We start from the raw sequence: 26,275 nt of genomic DNA, 5'->3' as shown, positions 1-26,275 counted from the left end.
ATTGGGATAGAAGATACAGATTAATGAGGATTCATACTGCTGCTCATCTATTAATTCAAGCAGTAAGAACCTATTTTAGCTCACCTATAGCGTGTGTAAGTGCAGGAAAAAATGTTAGGGGTGGACGACTTGATTTCAGAGCTTTAATTAAGAGAGAAATGCTTCCTGAAATAGAGGAAATAGCAAATAGAATAGTAAGTGAAAATAGAATTATTACTATAAAATATATGACGATAGATGAGGCAATTTGTTATCTAGAAAAATATAATGAAAGTCTAGATCTATATGGAAAAAAGCATAAATTGAAGGGTAAAATTAGGATTGTTGAAATTAAAGATTGGATTGCAATTCCATGTGGAGGTACACATGTAAGAAGAACTGGGGAGATTGTAAAAATAAAGCTTCTCAAGAGAGCAAGTAAAGGTAGAGGTATTGTAAGAATAGAATTTACAGTTGAACCCTAACCATAAACTATTATTTTTCTTGAAAGCATTCACATTTTACAATCCTTTCTCTTGCATCTATAATTACTCCAAGTCTCATACATTTAATTTGGTTTCCCATTTTCTTTGAGTATATGCAGTATGTACATATTTGATCATTTTTTCTATTTTTACTTTCAATGTCTGCTGGATTGATTTTTATGGTTTTTCCGCATTTTTCACAGAATAATACTTCGATTGTTGGTTCTATTGGTGGTGCTAAAATGAATGTTTCAGTTATAATGTGTCTTGTGGTATCTAATTTAAGTTTTTCACCGCAATTAGGACATTTTAAATTTGTTTTTATCATTTCAAGATTATCTCACATTATTGAATAAATATTTTTACTTTTATATCAATTCATATGTTTTTAGTTTAATAGTTTTTCTCATAATTTGGAGTGCGATATGTACTTCTGGATTATAGTATTTCGTTTTTATACTTCTTCTTTTAAATCTTTCTTCAAGCTCCTCTTTCTTCATTTCCATAACATTATAATGATCCGATGCAAATACAAATCCCCATCTATTACAGAATGATGGTATGAATACATAGTAGAAGTCAACTAGCTTGAATACCTTTTTTAAATCGTAGTATATTTTTTCTAATGCACCCTTATGTTGTTCTAATCCTAATGCCTGTGTTATGAATATACCTCTGTCATTTAGAATATTTTTTACTGATTGATAAAATTCAACTTTGTATAATGGAACTGATGGGCCTATGTCGTCTGTTGCATCCATAATCACTACGTCATATTTTTCATTTGTATTTTTAATGTACTTAACTCCATCTTCAATTATAATTTCAGCTCTTGGGTCTTCAAATGCATTTTGAGGTATGAAGGGTAAATATTCCTTAACCGCCTTTATAACTTCCTCATCTATCTCTACCAGAACGGCTTTTTCAACTGTGTTATGCTTTAATACTTCTCTAAGTACGCCTCCATCTCCTCCACCTATTATTAGTATTTTTCTTGGGTTTGGATGACTCAACATTACTGGATGAACGAAGACTTCATGATAAATGTGTTCGTCAATTTCTGAGAATTGTGAACTATGATCTAAATATAGTCCTTTTCCATAGTCATAACTTTCAATTACTTCAATTAACTGGAACTTCGATTTTTTTGAGAAATATATTTTCTTTATCTTTGTTAATGTGAGGGTGTGTTTGGCCAATGGTTCAACATAAAATTTTTCTCCATTTAATTCAATGATTCCCTTTTCCATCTTCATCATTATTCTATTGTTCTTCCAGTGTTATAATGGTTATTATGAGTTCTTATAGGGCTAAAAGATTATCAACAAAAATTTGGGGTATTTATTTTAGGATAAGCCATTCACCGTTCTTCATTACTAATTTTCCATCAAAGTATATTTCCCCATTCTTGCGGAGGTCTTTAATCATGTCCCAATGTATTGCAGATTCATTTCTGCTCAGTGTTTCTTTATAGCCTCTTCCGAGGGCTAAATGTATTGTTCCACCTATTTTTTCATCAAATAATATGTTTTTGACTGATCTTGTGATGTTGTAATTTAAACCTATTCCAAATTCTCCGATTCTCCTTGCTCCTTCATCAGTATTTAACATTTCTTCAAGGAATTTTTGATTTTTTGATGCTTTGGCTTCTACAACTCTTCCATTTTCAAACTTTAACATTATGTCTTCAACTACATTTCCAAATCTTACCGCGGGGATTTCATATTTTATGTAACCGTTTACACTATTCTCAACTACGCTAGTATATACTTCTCCATCGGGCATGTTTTTCTTTCCGTCAGCTACTAGGGCATTCCTTCCCTTAATGCTAAATGTTAGGTCTGTTTCATCTCCAATTATTCTAACTTTATCTGTTGCATCAAGTAGTTTTTTGATTTTCCAGAGTTTTTTAGATAATTCTTTCCAGTCTACTAGACATGCATTGAATACGAATTCTTCAAATTCTGGTAGAGACATTTCAGCTTCTTGTGCAAGCGCATTTGTTGGATAATAGAATACAACCCATCTTGTCTTTTCAACTCTCCAATCTCTAATTGGCTTTAAAGTTTTTAGTCTTTCACTTAGTCTTTTAGGATTAATGTTTATGAATTCTCTTAAGTTTGTTGGTGCTCTAATTGCAAAATAGACATCTGTATTTTTTATTTCGAAGTATTCATGCTCTGGAAACCATTTCAATTGCTCTTCACTTGCATACTTATAGAAAATATAGTCTTGATTTGGCAAAATTATTTTGATCCATGGATGAGCGCCTCTTAATAGGCTCAATCTATAAATTTCAAGAGCCAAGTCTTTTGCTTCAAGGTCAGCTCTGATCAGTATTCTATCATCCTTCTTTACTTCAGTTGAATAATCAACAAGGATTTGTGCTACTTTTCTGAGTTTTTCATCAATCATTATGTTCTCACCAATTAAATTTTAGAGTCAAACTATTATTTCTATTGCGATTATAGAGTTTAGTTTGTAGCTTATCAATTCAAAATTTAGTACTTCAAGTTCAATATGTACTAGATTAATGTTATCGTTAAATTGGGGAGTAGAAATGTATCCACATTTTAGATCGAATTGTATGGATATGTCATCAAGAGCTATTGGTTGAATATGTACGTCCTATATGTGGTGAGTCAAGCTCATTTATCTTTAAGAGATTGTGATAAAGTTTATATTACCTTAAACATGGTAATGAATGGTAATATATAAGTCTAATAGAGAATGTGAATTTTCATGAATTATTAGAAAATGCAGAGTTAATTTCTATCACACTTTTACCACTAAATACCCATTCATTACCCGTACACTTGCACAAGAAGGAACCGAGAGATCATAGAGAAACACTGTAAAGTAAAGTCTCCACTTCCTTTGATTTTACTTATTTAAGCATTATCGTTATTTAAGCGCATCATAACAATAATGAAAATAAAGTAAATATGTTTCCATCCAGTATGTGGAATTAGACAATACGATGAAAATTAAATGTAGCCAGATAAACAAGACTTTATTCTATTTCTGCAAGAATGATCTTTGCAGTGTTTGAGGAATTAATATTCTAAAATTTGTGTACAATAAATTAAATAACTCTATTATCTTTTATTCTATTGTGGTGATTAAGTGAGCGGTAAGATATGTGATATTCTAGAAGGAGTAGACGATTTTTCAGTTTTAATGGGGGATATAGTGAGAATTTTAAGCCTATACTTTGGTCAATTATGGCTAAGTGAACTTTTTCTTGAGTTAGGCGGCTTCAGGGCTAGTTTAGGTGACAATAAACCAGTAGATGAAGATGAATTTGAAAGAGCTATTGATCAATTGAAGAATCAAAATGTTATACATGTGGAGGAAAGGTTGAGAAGTTCTCTTTTGTCTGGGAGTGTACCGGATAAGATGATTAAGCTAATTAATTTTGACGAAGTCTTTAAAGCCGTGAAGAATGATAGCCGATATACTAGATATATAGAACTTAGGGAGAGAGTACTTGAAGAATTAAGGAAGTGATATATTATTTCCATAGGATGGAGATTTTGATGTCAACTAGAGTTGTTAAAGATATATATTACGAGTGGAAAATATGATTAAATTAATTATGGTTTTGACATCTTGAATGATGGGGGCGTTATATTTGCTACTTGAAGTCAAAGACTTGAAAATGTACTATGAAATTATGGGTAAAGGGGAAGTTCATGCAGTGGATGATGTTTCATTTTCCTTGGATAGAGGAGAAACTCTTGGCATTGCTGGTGAATCGGGTTGTGGTAAGAGTAGTCTTGCAATAACTATTCTTAGACTCTTGCCGATTAATGGTAAAATTTATGGTGGAGAGATACTTCTTAATGGTGAGGATATTCTAAATATGGATCTTGAAAGGTTTAGAAGAGAGATAAGATGGAGGAGAATTTCAATAGTCTTTCAAGGTGCAATGAACGCGTTAAATCCAGTTATAAAAGTTGGTGATCAAATAGCTGAGGCAATCATGATCCATAAGAAAATTAGTAAAAAGGAGGCTATGAAGAGGGTTTTAGAATTACTTGAAATGGTGGGTATTAACCCCTCTAGAGCTAAGAGTTATCCGTTTGAATTTAGTGGTGGTATGCGTCAAAGAGCAATGATTGCTATGGCCCTTGCTTTAAATCCTGAAATACTTATTGCTGACGAACCTACAACTGCACTTGATGTAATTGTTCAGGCTCAAATACTTAAACTTATAAAGGATATTCAAAGAAAATTGAGATTGTCTGTAATATTAATTTCTCATGATATTTCGATGATTAGTGAGCTTAGTGATAAAATTGCAATAATGTATGCTGGGCAGATCGTTGAACTTGGAAATATAATTGATGTTTACGATAATCCTTTACATCCATATACAAAGGCTCTCTTATCTTCTATTCCAAGTGTAAAAGAGAGGAGACGTAAACTTAAATCTATACCAGGTGTTCCTCCCAATTTACTTAATCCTCCAAAAGGTTGTAGATTTCATCCTAGATGTCCATTTAAAATTGACTTATGCTCTGAAAAGGATCCTGACTTTACTAAGGCGTTTAAAGGTCACTATGTTAAATGTCATAGATTTGAGGAGTTGAAGGATGTTGATTTCAGATAAAGCTGTTGTAGAGGTAATTAATTTAAAAAAGTATTTTCCAGTAAGACCTAGTATAATAGACTTAATAATGAGGCGGCCTAAACTCTATATTAAGGCTGTTGACGGGGTAACCTTCACCATTTACGAAAAGGAAATTTTTTGTTTAGCAGGTGAATCTGGATGTGGTAAAACTACTACTGGTAGAACTATTTTAAGGTTAATTGAACCCTCAGCTGGTAAAATTTTCTTTAAAGGTGAAAACATTCTTGAGTATAACCGTGAAAGACTTAAGGAATTCAGAAAAAGAGCTCAGATAATCTTTCAAGATCCCTATGAGTCGCTTCATCCAAGAATGAGTGTATATGACATAGTGGAGGAGCCATTAAGAATTCACAAAATTGGGGATAAGAAGGAGAGGTTTGAACTGGTTACTAAAATTCTTGAAGATGTTGAATTAAAGCCGCCTGAAGAATTCCTTTATAGGAGGCCACATGAACTGAGTGGAGGACAACGTCAAAGAGTTGCTATTGCTAGAGCATTAATTCTTAATCCTGAATTCATTGTAGCTGATGAACCTGTATCGATGTTGGATATGTCAATTCGAGCTGAGATACTAAATTTAATGTTAAAGTTAAGGGATGAGCACAAATTAACATTCTTATTTATTACGCATGATTTAGCAGTTGCAAAGTATATTTGTGATAGAATTGGAATTATGTATCTTGGTAAAATATTTGAACTTGGATCAGTGGAAAAAGTTATAGATCATCCTTATCACCCCTACACTAAAGCTCTAATATCTGCTATACCAACACCTGATCCTCATGAAAAGATAGGTGATATTCCAATTAGGGGTGAAATTTCTTCGCCAATTAATGTGCCCAGTGGATGTAGTTTTCACCCTAGATGCATATATGCCATGGATATTTGTAGGAAGATTAAGCCAGAGTTAGTTGAGGTTTCAAAAGGACATTATGTTGCCTGTCATTTACATAAATGATTGCTAATCATCTATTCCATTTAGATGATTGGAATGGAATAGGGAATAGTATAACCGTTCATTTACAATATATATTCTACTCTAAAGTGCACAAATTTATAAATAGAAGTTAAAGACTAAGTGAATTATAGCCTAAGTATATGAAAGGGTGAACTAAGATGAGGAAACTATGTGGAACTTTAGGATTACTGTTAGTTCTTCTACAGATTATAATCATCATGCCTATAACATATGCTGGAGAAATTCCACCTGAACAGGAAAACTGGAAATGGGAGCCCTACGGCCCAAGAGTCGACGAATATCTATACACTATAATAACTGACTATGATGCTGAGCTTATGGCTTTCAAGGCAGGTGAAATTGACACTGCCTATATTCAAGCAACAAGACTTGAAGAAGTAAAGGATGACCCCAACATTTACATATTATCCTATCAAACATTTAATTTACAATTTCTAGGTATAAACACACAACAGTACCCTTGGAATTATACAGCTATTCGACAGGCAGTTGCACACCTAATCGATAGAAATTGGATCATTAGAGAAGTTTTCCAAGGATTTGGTTATCCAACAGAGTCACCTATTCCACCAGCTTTCGGTGCATGGTCAAATCCTAACGTCAAATCCTATCCGTATAGTAAAGAGTTGGCGAAACAAGTGTTGCTTGATGCAGGTTTCACTTATAATGAAGAGGAAAATAAGTGGTACGACCCCAATGGAAATGAACTCCCAACATTTTATATTCAAGTTCCACCAGCAGAGCAGGCTCCATGGCTCTTCCAGGAGGCTCAGCATATTATTGAGGATGCGAAAAGTATTGGACTTCCCCTCGAAATTGAGGCCATCGAGTTTCAAGCACTTGTTTCACAAATTTATGCTAAGACCTTCAAGTCATTTATCCTATACTTGGGTTGGGGACGAATCCCAACTCTAGCTTATGAGTTATTTAGAACTGGCGGTTCATGGAATTTCTGGGGTATAAGTGATCCAGAGTTAGATGAATACTTAGAGAATTTCTATTATACTGCAAATATAACTGAAGCTCAGTATTGGTTATGGAAGGCACAAGAGAAAGTTTCAGAGCTACTGCCTTATATTCCAATTTACATGGGACGTGGAAATGTAGGCTTTAGAAGTGATGTTGCAGGAATAGTTCTAAATCAACCTGTAGGCGGTCAACATTACTTTACTTTACTCGACATACATAAGATTCCAAAGCCATTTGGTGGAAGATTTAGAGAAGCACTTGGATCAGATCCAAGAGTATTTAATCCATTTACAGCGTTGACTGGGGATGAATGGCAAGTTTTAGGAATGGTCTACGAAAGCCTCTTCCTCGCAGACCCAGAAGAAGTATCTTCAGATTATCCATGGCTTGCTGAAAAGTGGATCATGGAGGAAGTTGATATTAATGGATCAAGGGGAACGAAGATAACCTTCTATTTAGCTAGAAATGCTACTTGGCATGATGGTGAACCATTCACAGCTTATGACGTTAACTTTACATTCTGGTTTATAAAAGAAAACAAACCGACGCAGCAGTATGCAAAGGCTTTTGAAAAAATGGTTAAAACTGAGGTAATAGATGATTATACTATTGCTGTATACATTAATGGTACAAGTTGGGCCTATCTATATGACTTAAACGTGGCTATAGTTCCAATGCACATATGGGGTAATGAAACTTTACTTGCAGAGCATGGTGGATGGGAGGCTTGGGATCCAAGTAAAGTTGATCATCCAACAATTGAAGGCTTAACATGCCTGATTGGAACTGGACCATTCATCTTCAAGGAGAGAAAGCTTGGTGAATACATACTGTTAACATGGAATACGAGGTATTGGAAACGTCATCCTGAGAAGGGTCTAACTGCCGCTATAAGCAAATATGATGAAGTTGTATACTCAGGTGACAAATTGAAGATTGAGCTTACAGTAACAGATTATACAGGAAATGTTGTTACGAATGCTACTGTTACTATTGAACTTATAAGTGATGGTAAAGTTGCTAAGTCTGTAACCGCTAGTCATGTTGGTAATGGTGTGTATTCTGCTGAGATAGATACTGGAGGGCTTGAAGGCGATTATGAACTGAGAGTTACAGCTACTCAACCATTAGATTTAGGTGAGCTTCGAAGAACAGTTTCAGTAACTGTGACAGTTTTACCGCTATGGCAAAGATATCTGCCTCAGATATTAGCTGGGATTGTAATAGTAATCATAGTGATAATTGCACTAGTATGGTTAAAGAAGAGGTCATGAGTTAGTAGCTGAGAAAACCTTTTTTCTTTTTATACTTTTAATGATTATGGTCAAGTGGTGTCAATAATATGAGTGTAGGAGGCGCAGGTTTACTTAAATATATGGGTAAGAGGGCTATAGATCGAGCCGCAGTTATAATGTCATCCCTGACTCTCCAGTTCCTCTTATTGAGAGTATTGCCATATTATGTGTTAGGTATTGATCCGTCTTTCTTTTTCTTAAATCCAAATTTAACTGAAGCTCAAAGGGAATTAATAAGAAAACAATTTGGATTAGATGAATCACTTATTTCTCAATTTGTGAAATATGTCCTCTCCTTATTTGCAGGTAATATGGGGTACTCTTTCTATACTAGGAGACCTGTCTTTATTGAATTGATGGAGCGTCTTCCTAATACAATACTTTTGTTTGGTACCTCTACTGTATTGACAATAATATTAGGTTTAATTATTGGGATTATTGTTGTTTCTAAGAGGGGAACTCGATTCGATGCATCTGTTATTGGAACAAGTATATTTGTAAGCGCTTTCCCCCTTTTCTATGTTGGTCTCTTAATGCTACTAATCTTTGGTTTTCATTTAAGATGGTTTCCAATTGCTGGAACTATAAGTAGACCTCCTCCAAGAGACCCTGTAAGATATATTTCAGATCTTCTATGGCATATGGCGCTTCCACTTACAACTCTACTTATCACAAGCGTAGGTGGATTTGCACTTTTCATTAGAAACCTTTTTCTCACCCAGTTAGGTGAAGATTATGTTTTGACTGCTAGGGCTAAAGGATTAACTGAGAGAGAAGTGATGATCAAACATGTTTTAAAGAATGTTCTTGCACCAGTAATAAACATTCTAGCATTAGAATTCCCAGGAATAATTTCTGGTGCAGTTATCACTGAAACTGTTTTTTCATGGTATGGTGTTGGGAGATGGCTTTTTACTGCTGCTACACAATTTGACTACCCTGTGGTACAAGCAGTACTTTTCATTCAAGTCATTCTGACAGTTTTTGCATTATATATTGCTGATATAGTGATCGCTTTTATTGATCCTAGAGTGAGGTTGAGGTAGAATTATGAAGCAATTTTATCGAGGAGGAAAAATCATTGCTTTGAAAAGCTTTTTGACTGAGCTTAGACTCCATAAAACTGGTCTCCTTGGCTTTGGCATTCTATTACTATATATATTTGTAGCTATTTTTGCTCCTTTAATAGCTCCAGTTGATCCAAATGAAACAGGATTAGCCGACAGCTACGCGTATCCTGAATGGTTTTCAATTTTTTCTGATTATAGTAATCTTCCTAGGAATATTTATTTAAAAATAGATTTTGATGATTGGAATATTAAGAGTTTAAGTGAGGGTCTAGATCTAAGTAATGACAACGAAATGATTGAATTAATAGCATTTTCCAATGATAGTTCTCCCATTAAAACTGCAGTGTTTGAATATAGCTTTGATTATACTTATAAACCGCCCGACCGGTTTAGTGGAAAGATACCATATCAAATTGCTATCTACAATTCAATTGGAAGCTATGTAAGAATAAAATGCTACATTATTCATCCTAACGGAAAGGAGTTCGAAGTTTATGATAGCATGTCCATAGCTGTTAATTTGACTCGTCTCGACACACCTGAAACATACGATGCTCGTGATATTTCACTTAAACTTAAACTTGGTTATTCTCCTCATGATGATCTCGGTGAAAAAATATTTGACACACAGGGTACTTATACATTGAAAATAGTTGCTTCCATATTTACTGCCAAGGGAAACGGTTATGTAAAGGTAAGGTTTGGGGCTAAAGAGTTTAGAATTTATGGTAAACTTTATGGTGTGCTTGGAACAGATAATCTCGGATCAGATCTATTTTCAAATTTAGTTTATGGAACTAGGGTCTCTCTACTTGTTGGAGTGCTAGCTTCAGTTATCTCTGTTTCAATTGGCCTTGTTGTCGGTATTATCGCAGGTTATAAAGGCGGCGTAGTAGATCAAATTTTAATGTACTTTACTGATACACTGCTATTTACCCCTATATTACCATTAATAATTGCAATAAGTGTCTTTATAGGGAAGAGTCTCTATTTGGAAATAGCTTTAATAGCTCTATTTAGCTGGATGGGTTTCGCCAGAAACACACGTGCATATGTAATGTCTATAAGAGACAGCATGTATGTAGAATCTGCTAAAGCTATCGGCGCCCCAGATATGTACATCATCTTCCGTCATATAATGCCGCAACTGACTCCAATTGTCTATATAAATTTAGTTATGAGGGTTCCAGGTGCAATACTTTTAGAGGCGACTCTAAGTTTCCTAAACCTAGGAGATCCATCTGTTCCTTCGTGGGGTAGAATGCTTTATGGCGCTCGATATGCTGGGGCTTTCTTCAGATTTATGTGGTGGTGGATAATTCCTCCAGGTCTAGCAATAACCTTTTTAGCGTTAGCCTTCGTACTTCTAGGACATGCTCTAGATGAAATTTTAAATCCAAGATTAAGGGTTAGGCGCTAAGAAATGAGAAAAAAATACTGGTTATTCATTGCGTTTAGCTTACTTTACTCTCTTTCCTTTTCATACATACTATTTGATCATGTTTTCACAGGTAGAATTGATGCTCAATCATTAATATATGCTGTAATTTTTGGTTTCATTTCCATAGTCTATGGTTTTTTAGTAGGAGATTTGAAACATGCCTTTTTAGGCTATCTTTCTTCAATAGGCTTCGGTATACTTCTCACGCTTTTGCTAATTAGATATCCTATTCAAGCTAATATTGGAAATCTTGCTGCGGAATTAGTAACCCTGTATTCTCTTAGAAATTCTGTTGTATATGTATTGTTTGTTATTTCTCCAATTTCTCTAATATCTCTGCCAGTTGGTATTTATTTATCATCAATAATTAATAAGACAGTAATTGTGAAGGTTGGCTATATAGCAATATCACTATTTCTCATATTCTCACTAACTTACAATTATGCTGACTATAATTCGACTGTATATTCAATTAAGTTATTAAAGCTGGAAATAAGAGAAATAAATCTATATATTGAATCTGAGAAAGCTTACCTCAATTTGACTTATATGCTGATAAATCATGGATCAAAAGAAATTGAGTTTTCAATGATCATATATAAAATATTTTTTGGAGACGAAATAGCACGAACATATACTGAAAATTTCTATGGTTCAGAGTTGATGTCTCATCCCTTTAAAGCTTTATCAAGGAATATTGTAATTGAAGTGCCTCTATTTAAGTTAAAAAGAAATTTGATTGATGGAAGAGTTCAAACTTCTCTTATCATTGAAATTTACATTAAAACTAGATTTGGGACAACTCCTATAACCTTTCAACGTCAAATCTTTCTCTCAATCTCACAATTCTAAATCCTGTGTAATAATATCCATTTACTCCTGTTATCGACGTGAAATAATATATTTTTCCCTTCAATTTTCTTTCAGTCCCCTTAACATATATGTAATGAGTTAACTCTGAAAAACCATGCCCACAGAATACACCTAATATTAAGCCCAATCCTACAACTGGACTCAGAAACATTATTATAAAAGGCATGATGGTTAGGATCATTATTTTTATAAAAAATTTGAAGTATTTTTCACCCTTACGTTTAGATTGTATGTATCTATCTTCTTTTTCAAGTTTAAAGATTATTTTCTTTGCTTTGAAAATTTTGAATACAGTTAAGAATACATATGAAGATGGAAATGCTAATAAAAAGCTCAAGATGAATTCTGTCATTATAGTGTTAAGTAAGAGATATATCGATATGGTTGTAGATAGCATGACTCCAAATACACGTATATACAATCCACTTTTTGAGAAGGGATAGGGAATTAACATTTCTTCTCTAAAAATTTTATACTCCGACATGTTATCTAATCCTCTATTATGTCCATTTCGACTATTAATGCCTAAATCTACTTTTAAACTATTCCAATAAACTTATTTCTCTTCAGTGAGATTAATCCATTGAATATGCTCCAAGATGAAAAAGTCCTAGAAAAAGCATTATCCTTTGGAGCTGAATATGCAGATATAGTGACTTATGAGTTAATTCAAATAGAAGAAGCATTAAGAGGTAATTCTATTGAGGTTAATAAGTCAAAATCTAAAGTCTACGGTGTTCGAGTTATAATTGATGGGAAGTTAGGAATTGCTTCAAGTACTAAACCTGAACTTGAAAAATTAACTAAGCTGGCTATAAAATTAGCTAAACTAAATACTGAGTCTAGAATGATGGCTGAGGGAGCGGTAGCTAAAGGTAGATTTAGAATCCCGCAATTAAAACCGTTTTCTGAAGCATCAATCTATGACGTACTAGAATATATCAAAACATTTGCCGAAAGAGTAAGAGAAAAACTATCTAGGATAATAAAATACTTGGAAGTAATAGTAACATTGAGTAAAATTAAGAGGAGCATTTTCTCAAGTGAAGGAACAGATGCTATTGAAGAGAAATCTTTAATCGACTTTGCCGCTTCAACGATTGTTTCTGGTAATAAGGAGATTTCAAATATATCTTTCGGTGGAAGTGGAGGGTTAGAAGTATTATTCAGCAACAGTCCTGAATCTTTAGCGAGAGACCTAGCTAAAAGAAGTGTTGCGGGAGCAGTTTCAAAGAGAGTAAATCCCGCCTATAGAGGATTAAGTTTCCCAGTAATATTTGAAGGAAGGGTTGCAGCTGCCTTTTTCCATGAAACAATAGGTCATACTTTAGAGGCTGATGTAGCGCTTGAAAGAGGTAAACCTATAAAGTATGGAGCAAAAATTGCTTCCAAGGAATTAACAGTATTTGATGATCCATTAATACCAGGTGGTTATGGAAGTTTCTTCTTTGATGATGAAGGAATACTGGCAAGAAGAAAAACTTTAATCGAAGACGGTTTTATAGTCGACCTTATTCATAATAGATGGAGCGCTTACATGTATAATGTTGAACCATTGGGGAATGGTAGAGGATTATTCTTTCCACCAAAGGCTCTCATGAGTAACATTAGAGTTAAGTCGGGAGACTGGAATCTAAAAGAAATGATTAATGAAACTCGAAGAGGCTTTCTTGTTAAAGATGTAGTCAAAGCTGAATTAACTGAAATAGTTACAATAATACCTGAAGAGGCATGGCTAATTGATCGAGGCGAAATCAAAGAGCCAGTTCAAATAAGGGAAATAAAGCTACCACTAAAAAGATCCTTAATGAAAATTGACGCAATTGGAAGAGAAATAGAATCAAGATTTACAATTGAAAAGGGACTTTCAATTGGAGAGTATAGTCCTCCAATTAGAATAACAGAAGCTTACATATTCTAATGTATAAAAGAATTACTAAGCACCACCCAAGTAATTTAATAAAATTCATGTAACGTCATTTTTGAGATAAGTTTAGAAACGTATAAGTATTTCCTTTTATGTATTAATATGTAAGAGGTAGTATAATGTCGAGAGTTAAATTGACTATTACCGTTAATAGGGATTTGTTGAATAATGTTAAAAGAAGAGTGAAGAATAAGGGAGTGACATTATCAAGGATAATTGAAAATTTCCTAGAATTCTATGTTAATCCTCATGTTTATTGTTTTAAATGTGGAGAGAGATTTCTTGTTGAAGATGCTGAAATATGTCCGAAATGTGGATGGTTAAAATGTGCAAACTGTAATTCATGTAGATGTGAATTAGATGATGAAACAGCTGCTGCAGTTTTCCATATGAGACGTGTTTATGAGGATTTGTTAATGAGGCGAATCAAATAGAAGGTGAAATTTAATGAATTGGAAAATGAATATGAGGAATATGAAGGTTTATAGAATATCTTTTATGGCTATGTTTTCAATAGTTTATGTTATTTGTTCTCTTATCCCTATTTCACCCTTTATTGGAGGACCTTCATTATTAACTTTGAATTTAATTATAGTTCCAACAGTTGGCTTGATTTTAAATCCTATTGAAGCATTTATTACATCTTTAATTGGAAGTCTAATAACTTTGTGGGTTGTTCCAATGGCTCTGGCTAATATTTTTGGTCCAACTGTCATTTTACTTCCAGTTTTAGGATCAGCCTTGGGGAGTCTTTCGAAATATAAAATTGGAAAAGTGGTTGTTAGTTTATATTTAGGTCTCTGTATTCTTGGCTTTGTGCTTGTGATTTCAGAATTTCCTTACTGGGTTATTCCCCATATATTAGCTCTTATATTATGTCCATTTTCCATGTTTTTCAAGAATCAAAAGATAAAAGTAGTTATAACCGCTTTTGTTTCAACTATGTGTGAGCAGGCAATAATGATGAACCTTGCAGTATATCAAGTTCAATTGCCTTGGCAAGTTTTCGCAACCGCTTTTCCATTTATGATTTATGAAAGAATTTTAGCAACAATTGGAGGTTCAATGTTAACTCTTACTCTAAGTAAACTACCCTCTTTGAAGGAGCGTTTTACATTTCCTTTCTAAATATGTGTCATAAACACCAGCCTTAACTAGATATTTTCCATACTTTATAAGTCCTATCATTGATTTAGCCGCTCTTTCAGGTGTAGGGTAAGCTGGTATACCAAATTTATCAAATTTTGCTCTAACCATTTTAGCCATTTCAGCTTCACCAACGTCACATGCAACTACTGGTTTCACACATTTCTTAATAGCTTCAACTATTCTCTCTACATAATCTGCTTCTAATGTAGGAATGTGATGTAACGGAAACAATAATATACCATCAATTTCATCTGCTTGACCGACAATTTCAATAGATCTTGCAAACATTTCGGCAGTAGCAATTCCAGTTACATCTATTGGGTTACTTATTGCTGCAAATTCTGGAAGGACACCAGTTTCCTTTAATTTATTTAGTTCTGCTAGAATTTTGTCAGAAAATTTTTCTATTTTCCCACCTAGTCTTTCAATTGCATCGGCAGCCATGACTCCAAGTCCTCCTCCATCTGTTATTATAGCTATTCTCTCGCCTTTAGCTGGAAGTTGATTGGCAAAGACCTTTGCCAAGTCCATGAATTCATCAGTGTCTTCAGCTCTTATTATTCCCGATTGCTTGAAGGCTGCATCAAAGATTTCATCTGATCCTGCAAGTGCACCGGTATGGGATGCCGCTGCTCTAGCTCCTGCACTTGTTCTTCCAACCTTTAATGCTACGATGGGTTTAATTTTTGTGACTTCTTTTGCTACTTCAAAGAATTCTCTTCCACGCTTAATGCTTTCCATATAAATTAGTATTACTTCGGTTTGTTCATCCTTTGCTAAATAGCGGATTAAATCTACTTCATCTACGTCACATCTATTTCCATGACTTACAAACTTGCTTATTCCAAGTCCACTTCCCGCCATGTAGTCTAGAATTGTTGCTCCAAAGGCTCCACTTTGTGTTATTAATGCGATTTTGCCTGGTTTAGGTCTAGGTGTGGCTAATACTGGGGCTCCCTCAACCATCCTTGAAACTTCAAGGAAAATTGTATCTACCCCACTATATGCATCGTAGATTCCTACACAGTTTGGACCAATAATCCTAATTCCATATTTACGGGCAATGTTCACAAGTTTGTTTTCAAGTTTGACATTTCCAATTTCACTAAAGCCACTACTTATGATGATTGCGCCTCTCACACCTGCTCTTCCACTTTCCTCTAAAACTTTTGGCACAATATGTGCTGGCACTGCAATTACTGCTAAATCTACTTTATCTTTCAATTCTAATATACTTGCATAGCATGGCATTCCAAGAATTCTCTCAGCCCTCGGATTTATTGGATAAACTTCACCTTTAAATTGTCCGGCAATTAAATTCTCAAGGAAATTTCTAAATATTACATGTCCTGGTTTTCTCCTTTCTCGTGAAGCTCCAATCACCGCCACTCCCTTTGGATTGAAGAAGTAGTCTAGAGTCATATGAATATCTCCCGACCATCTTTACACTTTATTTATATGTTAAATAAGATTTCTTTTTCCTCATTATACTTTCATGAATTTCTAGTTTTTTAATGGCTTTCTCTATCATTGCTTCCACTCGTCTAATACTTGGTGAACCTTTCGTCTTCTTTAATTCAAGTATTTCTTCTATTTTTTGTGGAAATTGTATTTTTACATTTAATTTGGCAGATAAAAATTCTAACATTTCATTGAATTCATGCTTATTTTTAATTGCTTCAGCTACTAGTTGATGCATTGTTCTATATGGTATTTTGAGTCTAATTGATAATATTTCAGCTAAATCTGTAGTTAAGAGCATGAATTTTCCAATATCTTTTCTCATAGTTTCCGCGTTGATTTCCATTCTTTCTATGAAATCTGCTAATATTTTTATTCCAGAAATTACTTTTCCAAAAATACTCCAACAGTTTCTAGTTATCTCCTGTAAATCAAGATTATAACCTGATGGTAAACCTTTTATTATAGTGAAAACACTTACTAGATGCCCAATTACTTCTCCTGAATGAGCTCTTAATATCTCCATTGTTACGGGATTCTTCTTGTGAGGCATGATGCTACTCGTAGATAAGTGGTGGTAGTGTGGTTTAATATAATTGAATTGAGGAGTACTCCAGATTATGAAGTCCTCTGCTATTCGACTCATAGTTATCATTAGAGACACCGCCATTGAGCAGGATATTGAGATGAAGCTTCTAGAACTCGTAGAAGTTAAAGTATTTAAAATGACCTTCTCCATGTTGATCTTCTTTGCTAATTCATTTCTGTCTAAAGGAATTGTTGACCCTGATAGAGCTGCTGATCCTAACGGTGACTTATTAACTATTTCTTCCAAGACATATAAAAATAATTCAAAATAATCTGCTAATTCTTCTTCAAAGTGAAGTAAATAATGAGCGAAGGTTATTGGTTGAGCTGGTTGTAAATGTGTGTAACCTGCCATTATGGTTGAGATATGTTTCTTAGATTTTCTAATTATTTTTCTTCTAAGTTTTAACATCTCATCCATTAGTTCTAGGATTTTTCTTCTAAGGTGTAGTCTTAATGCTGCAGCTACATGGTCATTTCTACTTTTAGCAAGGCTTATCCATCCAAATTTTTCTCCTAATTTTTGTTTTAAATATATTTCAATAGCTTCATGAATGTCTTCAGCCTCAACTTGAAATAGAGGTGTAGGATCATCTATTAATCTTAAAATTACTTTTAATATTTCATTAGCATCATTGACTGGTATTATTTCCTTTTCCTTAAGATGAGTGATATGTGCTCTTAAAACATTTAGTACCTCCTTGACTATTTGTTTATCTTCATTTATGGAAGAAATGTATTGTACAATCCAAGATGGTTGAACACCTAAAAGTTTCTCTCTATACATCTCTGTTCCCAGTTTTCTTAGATTTTCTTATCTTTATTTATTTGTCTAATTTTTTCATGTGCAATTCTGGTTTGTAGTCCCCAAATTTCAATGAAGCCTAAAGATTGTTTTTGATCAAAGCTACTCCATGCTTCATATGTTGCTAGATTAGAATCATATAAGCTTAATGGAGATTTTCTTCCAACAATTTGGATTAAACCTTTATATAGCTTCAATTTTACCTCACCTTCTACTCTTCTCTGAGTTGACTCTATAAATGCTTCTAAATCGCTTCTTAGTGGCTCCATCCATAGTCCTGCATACACTAGATAAGTCCACTGTTGCTCAATTATTTTTTTAAAGAATACTTCATGTCTAGTTAACACCATTTTTTCGAGATCTCTATGGGCTTCTATCAGAGTTAATGCTGCTGGTGCTTCATATACCTCTCGAGATTTTATCCCTACAATCCTATCCTCAATATGATCTATTCTTCCAATACCATGTTCACCTGAAATTACATTCAAATTTTCTATTAATTCTACAAGTTTCATTTTTTTATTATTAATTTCAATTGGACATCCATCCTTAAATTTAATCGTTAAATATAATGGTTTATCAGGTGCATTTATAGGGTTAACAGTCCATTCAAATACTTCTTCAGGCGGTTCAACACTCGGATCTTCTAAAACGCCACACTCTATACTTCTACCCCACATATTTTCATCTATACTATATGGATTGTCATTGATTTTGACTAGAATCCCCTTTTTAATAGCATATTCAATCTCCCAGTCTCTCGTTAAGCCTAATTCCCTAACTGGAGCTATAACTTTAAGTGTAGGCTCGATAGATTTTATTGTTATTTCAAATCTAACTTGGTCATTACCCTTTCCTGTGCAGCCATGGGCTACGGCATCCGCATCTTCTTTCAAAGCTACTTCCACTAATTTTTCAGCGATTAATGGTCTTGAAAGCGCACTTGAGATTGGATATTTTTCTTCATATAGAGCATTGGCTTTTAAAGCTGAGAGAACATATTTCTCTGCAAATTCATTTTTTACGTCGAAAGTGTAGTGCTTAATAGCTCCTAATTTTTCAGATTTATTTGCTATTTCTTCGAAGTTCTTTTTCTGACCCAAATCTAAAGTTAGAGTTATAACTTCTGCTTTATACTTTTCTTGTAATATCTTCACTAACACTGATGTATCAAGACCACCAGAGAAAGCTAATACCACTCTATGAGATGTCATGATTCAAAACTGTAAATTATTTCTAGTTATATATTATGTAATATATGTTACCTTAACTTGGAACGAAGTTTCATTTATAACTTAATGTTAAAGATCTTAATTGAAGAATTATGTTCTCAATAAGTGAGAAAGCATTAGATGCATCTTCTCTATTAACAATTAAAATGGTATCTTCATGACATGAAATTATTTGAGTTATATTTATTCTATTTCTAGCTAGTAGGGATGTTATGAATGATACTACTCCAGGTACCTCAATAACCTCTTTGGGGCTAACAAGTATTATTGCTGATTGGTTATCAATTAAAATTTCAATGTTTTCTTCACCTATTATTTCTAAAACTTTAGGAAGAATCCTCTTATCAAAGAATAATGTGAATGTACGTAGTCCTTGAGTCAACTGAAAGAATCTCGCTCTAATAACATTCTCCATTAACTCATCAAGTTTATCTATTAATGCTTCTTGCTTAACTGTTAATACAATTATATCACTTTTAAGCTCTAATAAACTTTCACTAATAATCCTCATAATTTCTTTTTCCAAAATTTTATGCTTTCTCTTAATTTCTTCACCATATCTTATTAAAGCCATTTTAATAGCTTCCAATCTCACTTTATTTCTTCCAGTTATTTTGAGGACTTCTGAGTATATTTTTTCGGCCAGAGCTGAGTAGTTGACTATATTCATTTTTATTGCATCAAGCAACATAGGATGATTAGATACTATTCTTCTAACAGCTTCTGCCACTGAAATTATCCTTGTTTTATTGCTCATATTTCTACCTCTCCCATATCTCATATAGACAGATAGCATATGATTTTACTTTGTCTTCAAAGTATACGAGGTAAGGTTATTTGTAACTTATTATCATTGTGCTTCCATTTTCTTCATAAATTCCATTTTCCATTCTTCGAATTTTCTTTCATATTCTCTTCTTAGATTTTCTTCATACTCCTTTCTTTCATTTTCATACATTTCTTTCATCATTGACATTGCAAGTCTTCGAGCTTCTTCGAAGGCTTTAGTTTTCATTTTCTCTCTAGTTATACCATAGGTGAGGAATGCTCCTAAACTGAATGATAATGTAGCAATTAATACATCAGCTACCCAGTCAACCATCAATAATCCTCCATTTCTCTATTTTCTACTCCTATTTGTTTAATAGTTTTATCATAAGCTTGTTAAAATTCACTTTAAATACTTGTTAAACCATCGTATAGTATGCTTTAATCTTTTAATTCGATGTGAAGGGATTCCTGATCTACTAAATACATGGTTACCTTTCATGAAAAGGATTAATTCAACCTCTTTACCTAAATACTTTAGAGCTGTATAAAATAGTAAAGCTTGATCAAGCCAGCATCTATAATCTTCAACACTATGAATTATCATTAATGGTGTATCAATTTTATCTGCATATGTCAATGGTGATTTCCCAATATATGCTTCCCTATTCTTCCAATAATCTCCTCCTATTTGATCTGGTACAAAGTGAAATCCTATATCAGCCGTACCAAATTCAGCTGTCCAACTAGAGATCCCATTTAATGAAACTGCAGCTTTAAATCTATTAGTTTGAGTTATAATCCAGTTTGTCATAAATCCTCCATATGAAATACCTGTTACTCCAAGCTTATTGGAATTTATAAACCTATACTTTGAAGTGACATACTCAATCGCTTCCATTAAGTCCATATAATCCCTTTCACCATAATGCCCCCTGATGTCTGCAAATTCTTCACTATAACCATCACTACCACGTGGATTAACATAAATGACAACATATCCATTAGCAGCTAAAATTTGATTTTCGAACATAAATGCATATCCAAAAGCACTTTTAGGTCCACCATGAATATTAAGTATGGCTGGATATTTTTCATGCTCTTTAAACTCAACTGGTTTCATTATCCATCCTTCAATGACAACACCATCTGATGCATTATACTCAAATCTCTCAGGCTTAGAAAGCTTCACACTTCTTAGAAATTCTCCATTAAAATCAGTTAGCTTTACATGTTTTCCATTCCGATAGATCCAAATCTCAGCGGGTTCAACCTCAGTTACTTTAGTATATGCAATGACTCCTCCTTTAATTGTAAAATTGTCAATGAGAAAGTCTCCTGAAATTACAGGCTCAATATTTCTATTTTCAATATTTAATCTATAAACATTTATCCTCCCACCAGTTGAAATGGGAAAGTATATGTATTCATCCTCCCATAGTGGTGGTTGATCAACATTATATGGTCCACGAACATCATAGTAGACTCTCTTACTTGATCCCCTATCAAGCTTCTCCGTTAAGTTTTCAATTTCACCATCGCCAATATTAATAATCCATATATTTTCATGTGTTGCGTATCCTCTATGTAAATCACTTCCCCTAAAGACGATATATTTATCATCAGGACTCCAATTCAATGGACCAATAAACATATCTTTCTTACTAATTTTTCTAGGTTCTCCGCCTTCAACAGGAATTATAAATAGATGATGTCTCCTAGGCTTCATGTCATCAACTTTAGCTGAAAAACATATTTTGTCTCCTCTATTAGAAAAAGAAGCATAGAGTACATCAAAATCTCCAGAAGTCAATTGATTAACATTTCCAGAGAAAACATCTACGACAAATAAATGCCTCCTAAAATAATGTATGTATCCAACGCCATTAAACCAAACTGGAATACGCTTAATTATATGAACGTCTTTTTCAAAGTCTTCATCAATAACCTTTGAAATAAAGAGTATCTTCCTACCATTGGGTGACCATTGTGCAAGCTCAATACCCTCACCGCGTTTACAAATAAGTCTCGGCTCACCACCACCCATATTTAAAATCCAAAGTTCTCCTCCCTTCTCTTCTTCTCCCAAAATTCTCTTAGAAATAAATAAGAGCTGTCTCCCATCAGGAGACCATCTAGGCCAATAATCTCTATTTCCTCTAGTGAACAGTATTACTTCACCATTTTCACTGCTGATAACCCAAATATTCATCGCATAAATGTCCTTGATATTGTCTACTTTTGTCGTAACAAAGGCTATCTTGTCACTTAAAGGTGAAAGCTGTGGGTCAACAATACTAATAATCCTGTTATAATCCTCAAAGTTCAAAACATACATAAAATCACCAAGTATAATTAAAAGCTTAAACTATATTACAATAACTAAGGCCATAGATGGATAACTAGCTATTATAGAGTGAAAGAATAATCTTTTTCTATATATAGATGTAGTGGTCTTAAATTTGATGTCTTCTTGGTGAGATGCATTAATTCTGAGATTTATCAATACACCTAACACTTCTTTTAAGGTGAACAATATTCTGTTCTAAGTCTTCAGTCTTTTGCTATTATGGTTTTTCGGGGAAGATTGCTATCATTTTAAGAGGCTTTGTACCTACCTTTTCAATGTATTGAATAGTTTCTGGTGGGATTACTATTATTGACCCTTTACTTATCTTAACGGTTTTTTCTTTACAGTGAAATTTACCTTCACCTTCTAAGACATAGAGTACTTCTCCATGTGGATGTTTATGTGGGCTTACTTTGCTTTCAACTTCAACATATCTTATAGTTAGTTTTACACTGTCTTGTGGTGTTATCAATGTTTTTCTTCTACCATAGCTTGTTTTCTCCCAGCTAATTTCATTAAAATTTTTAACTGACATTTTTTTCTACCTTCTTTTTATATTCTTTCTTCACCTTTTCAATTAGTTTAGGATTCAAATATAGGTCCATTGTAGTTCTGACTAATGTTCTAGTTGCTTTAATAGTGGCTTCCTTCCCTTCTTCACTTATTGTTGCTTCAGCAAATTCTCTCGTATGTAATGATATTCTTTTTTCCATTATTGGTATTCCAGCCGAAATTGCTGGTACTACCTGGGTTACATTTCCAAAGTCCGTTGAAGCTAGTGGTCCAACCTTAATTACTTCAATTGGATCGACAAGTTTGAAGCCTTCTTCTTTAAGGTTTTCTTCAAGTATTTCCGCAAGTGTTTCATAGATTATCTTCTCTCTATAAAGGGGCATTAGAGGCTCTATTTCAGCTTTAGCACCTGTCATTAATGCTGCTCCTTTAACACAGTTAAAGACTTTCTCTTTAAGTTCATTTAAGTACTTCAAGTCAGCTGCTCTTATAGTGGTTACTGCTTCTGCATAATCTGGAATTACATTAGCTGCTTCTCCTCCTTTAACTATTATCCCATGAATTCTAGCATTTTTTCTTATATGTTGTCTCAAACAGTCAATTCCATGGAACATGAGCATTACTGCATTGAGAGCATTTATGCCGAGATGAGGGGCCGCTGATGCGTGTGCAGTTTTTCCTCTGAAAACTATTTTAAATGATTGAACTGCAAGTGCCCCTTGTCTACAACCTGCCTTTCCGCCAGATAGAGGATGCATAGTTAATACGATATCAATATCATTAAATGCTCCTTTTTCAACCATTACAACTTTACTTCCACCATATGGTCCATGTCCTTCTTCTGCTGGTGTTCCGATGACTATCACTTCCCCATCTATTTTAGGTAGAACTTTTGATACTGCTAGTGCAGCTCCAACTGTTGTTGCTGCGATGATATTATGTCCACATCCATGCCCTATCTCTGGTAATGCATCGTATTCAGCTAGAAAGGCAATTTTTGGTTTATCTTTTGCGCCCTTAAATGAAGCCTTAAATGCTGTCTTCATATCCATGAACTCTCTCTTAACTGTAAAGCCATGCTTCTCTAGAATTGAGGTTAATAGTTCACAAGCCTTAAATTCCTCACTACCCAGCTCTGGATTTTCATAGAGAAATCTACTTATCTCTAAAATTTCACTTCTTAATTTTTCAACCCAATTTAAAGCTTCACATTTCAAGTTGTACATAACAATCACTGTTGATGGTTATGATTGCTTTAGGTATTAAAAACTAAGCATTAATTACCATGATATTTTATCGAGATTATCATTGGTTTGTAGGTTATCATAATGATTTACTTAATATTTTAAGCTGACTTCCTATAGGTAAGTTTATTTTTACCTATCTACAAGTTATTTTGACCTGATATGAAGAGGACCTTTAGCTATTTGAATGCTGAAAGGGTCTTTATTGAAGTTCTAGCGCCAAATTATTTTCATGGTTTTTCATTTTCCGAATTAATTTACATGGAGAAAACTAAGTATCAATTAATTGAATTGTATAAACATAAGGTATTTGGAAAAACTCTCATCTTGGATGGTAGACCTCAACTCTCATCTTTAGACGAACATATTTACCATGAAATCCTAGTTCATCCAGCAATGATTGCACATCCTAATCCTAGACAAGTAGCTATATTGGGTGGCGGTGATGGTTGTGCTCTGAGGGAAGTTTTAAAGTATTCATCAGTAGAAAATGTTTTTCTGGTCGATATGGATGAGCGAGTTGTTGAAGTATGCAAAAGCTATCTTTCGGAAATAAATCAGAACTCATTTGATGACCCGAGAGTTAATTTGATGTTCATGGATGCTCACAAGTTTATTGAAGAATGGAATGGTTCTCTGTTTGATGTAATTATAATGGATTTAACTGATCCAATAAGTCTTATTTCAGCTAAATTATATACCCAAAAGTTCTTCAATCTTGTTTCCTTGAAACTTTCGAGGAACGGCATATTATCTATTCAATGTGAATCACCAACAACTTCAAAATGGTTATTTCCAATTCATTTTGCAAATATAGCAGCTACTTTGAAGTCAGTATTTAGATATGTGATTCATGCCAGGGAGTATATTTTCAGTTATGGTTCAGATTGGGGTTTCAGCTATGCTTCCCAATCAATAAATTTGAAAATGTTATCAAGAGACATAATTGACAAAAGATTGAAAGAAAGAGGAATAAAGACAAGATATTATTGTGGTGAAACACATGAGTCAATAACTAGGCTTCCCTTAAACATTAAAAATGAAATTGCCTATGAAAAACCAATTAAAATGGAGGACGCAATAAGACATGTCAAGGAATATCTGGACTTAAAGAGCAAACTTGAAGAAATATTATAAGCTAGTAGATGTAGAATTAAATAGCTTGACTTGCACATAATACTATTTTGAGAAGAAAGTGATTAGAAGAAGTGAAAAAATGAATATTGACGTTAGAAAATACTATGAAAACTTTATAGTTCAAAGGGAGATTGCTGATTTCTGTAGAAATAGGTGGGTTGCAATTCACTGTCAAGAAAGAACTAGTAATAATCGTCCTCTACTAGTTAGATATGAAAGAAATTATCCTCTCACAATTAAATCAGTTAATGATGTATCAAGGTTGCTGAAACGTTTTGGCGGTCTACGTCCTAGAACTTTCTATGCAACTGCAAGTCTATATGAGAGACTGGAAACCAAAAATGATGCCTTCAATTATTATGAGAATGTCTATGCAAGAACGCCAACATGGGATATTGACAGTAGACCTGAATGGTGGCAAGCTACAATTGAAGTTATCAAGATTATTGTAAATACATTAAATGATGAAGGTGTATCTAAATCAATTTATATTAAGTGGAGTGGTAGGGGAGCACATATACATATTCACGAAAATGCTATTTCAAGGAAAATATATGAAAAAATTAAGCCAATTGATGTTGCCTACTGCATAGTGGAATATATTATCAGTAAAATTAAGCCTTCTATTCTGAAGGTTAACTCAACATTAAATGTTGGAATTAAAGTTGAAAATTTGATGGATTCCCAAAGAGTTTTCACGGCGCCATTAAGTTTACATAAACAATTAGATGTAGCTTGTATAGTTCTTAAGCCATATGAAATCGATGATTTCGACTTTAATTGGACTAATCCAAGCAATTTTAAACATAATCCTAATTGGCGTGAGTTCATTGATGGAGAGGCAGATGCCTTAGCTAAAAAAGCATTGAAAGCTATAGGTCCATATCCAAAGGAATCAAAGAAAGATCATAGGCAATTAAAGCTAATTAAAATTCAGCAACAAAAGGAATTAAATTTCTTTATTAAGCCTCCCATAAAGCTTCCATCAAAAATACAATTAAGCTTATCATTTTTACGCTTCAATCCTAATCCTCCTCCAATAAGTAAGGGGAGAAAATTTAGTCGAGGAGTTAAAGAAGCCCTTTTAAAAGTTGAAGATATTCTGAGTCATTTTGCTTTGGGTAATGTTGATTTAGAATATGCAATTAAAACTTTAAATTATGCGAAAAACGCTATAATTCCATTTCAAAATTATAGTGCTGAGGATATTAACAAGCTTATCAATATCTATGATGATGCAATTAAACTTTTATTACGCTTGAAGGAGCCTATTGAAGTTAAAAAGTGGCTATTATCTCATGGGCCTCCTAGAGTAACCCATATTAAGCTCGAAGAGTTCTTTAAACAAGACTAACAGTCTAGTTAGGTGACTAT

At 33.7% G+C, this 26,275-nt stretch carries 25 protein-coding genes; 13 read left to right on the top strand and 12 right to left on the bottom strand.

Annotation, left to right across the window (positions count from 1 at the left end; genetic code table 11):
- Positions 1-23 precede the first annotated feature (23 nt).
- Positions 24-464 carry an alanyl-tRNA editing protein gene (locus ACW8TM_RS02995; protein ID WP_491531792.1) on the top strand — a complete coding sequence of 147 codons (441 nt, stop codon included), beginning with the start codon at positions 24-26 and terminating at the stop codon, positions 462-464.
- Between the two features lie 10 nt (positions 465-474).
- Here the strand turns inward: ACW8TM_RS02995 and ACW8TM_RS02990 are convergent, their stop codons facing one another.
- From ACW8TM_RS02990 to ACW8TM_RS02980, 3 genes are all read right to left on the bottom strand, one after another.
- Complete coding sequence (locus tag ACW8TM_RS02990; RefSeq protein WP_491531791.1) at positions 475-792, bottom strand: hypothetical protein; 318 nt, start codon at positions 790-792, stop codon at positions 475-477.
- Between the two features lie 40 nt (positions 793-832).
- Entirely contained in the window at positions 833-1,714 is an 882-nt protein-coding gene (gene speE / locus ACW8TM_RS02985) for a polyamine aminopropyltransferase (RefSeq protein WP_491531790.1), read from the bottom strand.
- Positions 1,715-1,805: 91 nt separating this feature from the next.
- A complete protein-coding gene (locus tag ACW8TM_RS02980; protein WP_491531789.1) occupies positions 1,806-2,879 on the bottom strand; it encodes an aminopeptidase in 1,074 nt (357 codons plus the stop codon).
- Positions 2,880-3,590: 711 nt separating this feature from the next.
- Between ACW8TM_RS02980 and ACW8TM_RS02975 the strand changes: the two genes are divergently transcribed.
- The 7 genes from ACW8TM_RS02975 (at position 3,591) to ACW8TM_RS02945 (ending at position 11,706) form a co-directional block, all read left to right on the top strand.
- Entirely contained in the window at positions 3,591-3,974 is a 384-nt protein-coding gene (locus tag ACW8TM_RS02975; protein ID WP_491531788.1) for a hypothetical protein, read from the top strand.
- Positions 3,975-4,125: 151 nt separating this feature from the next.
- Positions 4,126-5,079: an ABC transporter ATP-binding protein gene (locus ACW8TM_RS02970; RefSeq protein ID WP_491531877.1), complete on the top strand. Its 954-nt coding sequence runs from the start codon at positions 4,126-4,128 to the stop codon at positions 5,077-5,079.
- A complete protein-coding gene (locus tag ACW8TM_RS02965; protein ID WP_491531787.1) occupies positions 5,063-6,058 on the top strand; it encodes an ABC transporter ATP-binding protein in 996 nt (331 codons plus the stop codon). The genes ACW8TM_RS02970 and ACW8TM_RS02965 overlap by 17 nt, the downstream gene beginning before the upstream one ends.
- A 158-nt stretch (positions 6,059-6,216) precedes the next feature.
- The gene (locus tag ACW8TM_RS02960) at positions 6,217-8,322 is read left to right on the top strand and encodes an ABC transporter substrate-binding protein (protein WP_491531786.1); all 2,106 of its coding nucleotides are present in this window, start codon (positions 6,217-6,219) and stop codon (positions 8,320-8,322) included.
- A 68-nt stretch (positions 8,323-8,390) separates the two neighbouring features.
- The gene (locus ACW8TM_RS02955) at positions 8,391-9,389 is read left to right on the top strand and encodes an ABC transporter permease (RefSeq protein WP_491531785.1); all 999 of its coding nucleotides are present in this window, start codon (positions 8,391-8,393) and stop codon (positions 9,387-9,389) included.
- A 4-nt stretch (positions 9,390-9,393) separates the two neighbouring features.
- Positions 9,394-10,833 carry an ABC transporter permease gene (locus tag ACW8TM_RS02950; RefSeq protein ID WP_491531784.1) on the top strand — a complete coding sequence of 480 codons (1,440 nt, stop codon included), beginning with the start codon at positions 9,394-9,396 and terminating at the stop codon, positions 10,831-10,833.
- Positions 10,834-10,836: 3 nt separating this feature from the next.
- Positions 10,837-11,706, top strand: a complete 870-nt coding sequence (locus ACW8TM_RS02945) for a hypothetical protein (RefSeq protein WP_491531783.1) — start codon at positions 10,837-10,839, stop codon at positions 11,704-11,706.
- Here ACW8TM_RS02945 and ACW8TM_RS02940 read toward each other — a convergent pair.
- On the bottom strand, positions 11,660-12,211 hold the full coding sequence (locus ACW8TM_RS02940) for a hypothetical protein (protein WP_491531782.1): 552 nt from the start codon (positions 12,209-12,211) through the stop codon (positions 11,660-11,662). The genes ACW8TM_RS02945 and ACW8TM_RS02940 overlap by 47 nt on opposite strands.
- A gap of 105 nt (positions 12,212-12,316) precedes the next feature.
- Between ACW8TM_RS02940 and ACW8TM_RS02935 the strand changes: the two genes are divergently transcribed.
- From ACW8TM_RS02935 to ACW8TM_RS02925, 3 genes are all read left to right on the top strand, one after another.
- Entirely contained in the window at positions 12,317-13,648 is a 1,332-nt protein-coding gene (locus ACW8TM_RS02935) for a TldD/PmbA family protein (RefSeq protein WP_491531876.1), read from the top strand.
- A 125-nt stretch (positions 13,649-13,773) separates the two neighbouring features.
- Complete coding sequence (locus ACW8TM_RS02930; RefSeq protein WP_491531781.1) at positions 13,774-14,088, top strand: DUF6364 family protein; 315 nt, start codon at positions 13,774-13,776, stop codon at positions 14,086-14,088.
- A gap of 13 nt (positions 14,089-14,101) precedes the next feature.
- Positions 14,102-14,782 carry a hypothetical protein gene (locus ACW8TM_RS02925; protein WP_491531780.1) on the top strand — a complete coding sequence of 227 codons (681 nt, stop codon included), beginning with the start codon at positions 14,102-14,104 and terminating at the stop codon, positions 14,780-14,782.
- On the opposite strand, the gene ACW8TM_RS02920 is transcribed toward ACW8TM_RS02925, so the two are convergent.
- The 8 genes from ACW8TM_RS02920 to ACW8TM_RS02885 form a co-directional block, all read right to left on the bottom strand.
- A complete protein-coding gene (locus ACW8TM_RS02920; protein WP_491531779.1) occupies positions 14,744-16,225 on the bottom strand; it encodes an acetate--CoA ligase family protein in 1,482 nt (493 codons plus the stop codon). The two genes, ACW8TM_RS02925 and ACW8TM_RS02920, sit on opposite strands and share 39 nt — an antisense overlap.
- 28 nt (positions 16,226-16,253) lie before the next feature.
- Positions 16,254-17,639: an argininosuccinate lyase gene (argH, locus tag ACW8TM_RS02915; protein WP_491531778.1), complete on the bottom strand. Its 1,386-nt coding sequence runs from the start codon at positions 17,637-17,639 to the stop codon at positions 16,254-16,256.
- 17 nt (positions 17,640-17,656) lie between these two features.
- Positions 17,657-18,871, bottom strand: a complete 1,215-nt coding sequence (locus ACW8TM_RS02910; RefSeq protein ID WP_491531777.1) for an argininosuccinate synthase — start codon at positions 18,869-18,871, stop codon at positions 17,657-17,659.
- Positions 18,872-18,941: 70 nt separating this feature from the next.
- Positions 18,942-19,646, bottom strand: coding sequence for a DUF7523 family protein (locus ACW8TM_RS02905; RefSeq protein ID WP_491531776.1), 705 nt, complete (start codon positions 19,644-19,646; stop codon positions 18,942-18,944).
- Positions 19,647-19,739: 93 nt separating this feature from the next.
- Positions 19,740-19,991 carry a hypothetical protein gene (locus ACW8TM_RS02900; protein ID WP_491531775.1) on the bottom strand — a complete coding sequence of 84 codons (252 nt, stop codon included), beginning with the start codon at positions 19,989-19,991 and terminating at the stop codon, positions 19,740-19,742.
- Between the two features lie 69 nt (positions 19,992-20,060).
- Positions 20,061-21,995 (bottom strand): S9 family peptidase, encoded by a 1,935-nt coding sequence (locus ACW8TM_RS02895; protein ID WP_491531774.1) that lies wholly within the window; start codon positions 21,993-21,995, stop codon positions 20,061-20,063.
- 229 nt (positions 21,996-22,224) lie between these two features.
- Positions 22,225-22,542 (bottom strand): cupin domain-containing protein, encoded by a 318-nt coding sequence (locus tag ACW8TM_RS02890; RefSeq protein WP_491531773.1) that lies wholly within the window; start codon positions 22,540-22,542, stop codon positions 22,225-22,227.
- A complete protein-coding gene (locus ACW8TM_RS02885; RefSeq protein WP_491531772.1) occupies positions 22,532-23,746 on the bottom strand; it encodes a M20 family metallopeptidase in 1,215 nt (404 codons plus the stop codon). The genes ACW8TM_RS02890 and ACW8TM_RS02885 overlap by 11 nt, the downstream gene beginning before the upstream one ends.
- A gap of 180 nt (positions 23,747-23,926) precedes the next feature.
- On the opposite strand from ACW8TM_RS02885, the gene speE (ACW8TM_RS02880) reads away from it, so the two are divergent.
- A complete protein-coding gene (gene speE / locus ACW8TM_RS02880; RefSeq protein ID WP_491531771.1) occupies positions 23,927-24,901 on the top strand; it encodes a polyamine aminopropyltransferase in 975 nt (324 codons plus the stop codon).
- Positions 24,902-24,959: 58 nt separating this feature from the next.
- Positions 24,960-26,255, top strand: coding sequence for a hypothetical protein (locus ACW8TM_RS02875; protein WP_491531770.1), 1,296 nt, complete (start codon positions 24,960-24,962; stop codon positions 26,253-26,255).
- Positions 26,256-26,275 lie beyond the last annotated feature (20 nt).

The sequence above is a fragment of the Candidatus Culexmicrobium sp. genome (assembly GCF_058356305.1).
Note: the sequence above shows the minus strand (reverse complement) of the source record. Positions and strands in the feature narration are given on the sequence as shown.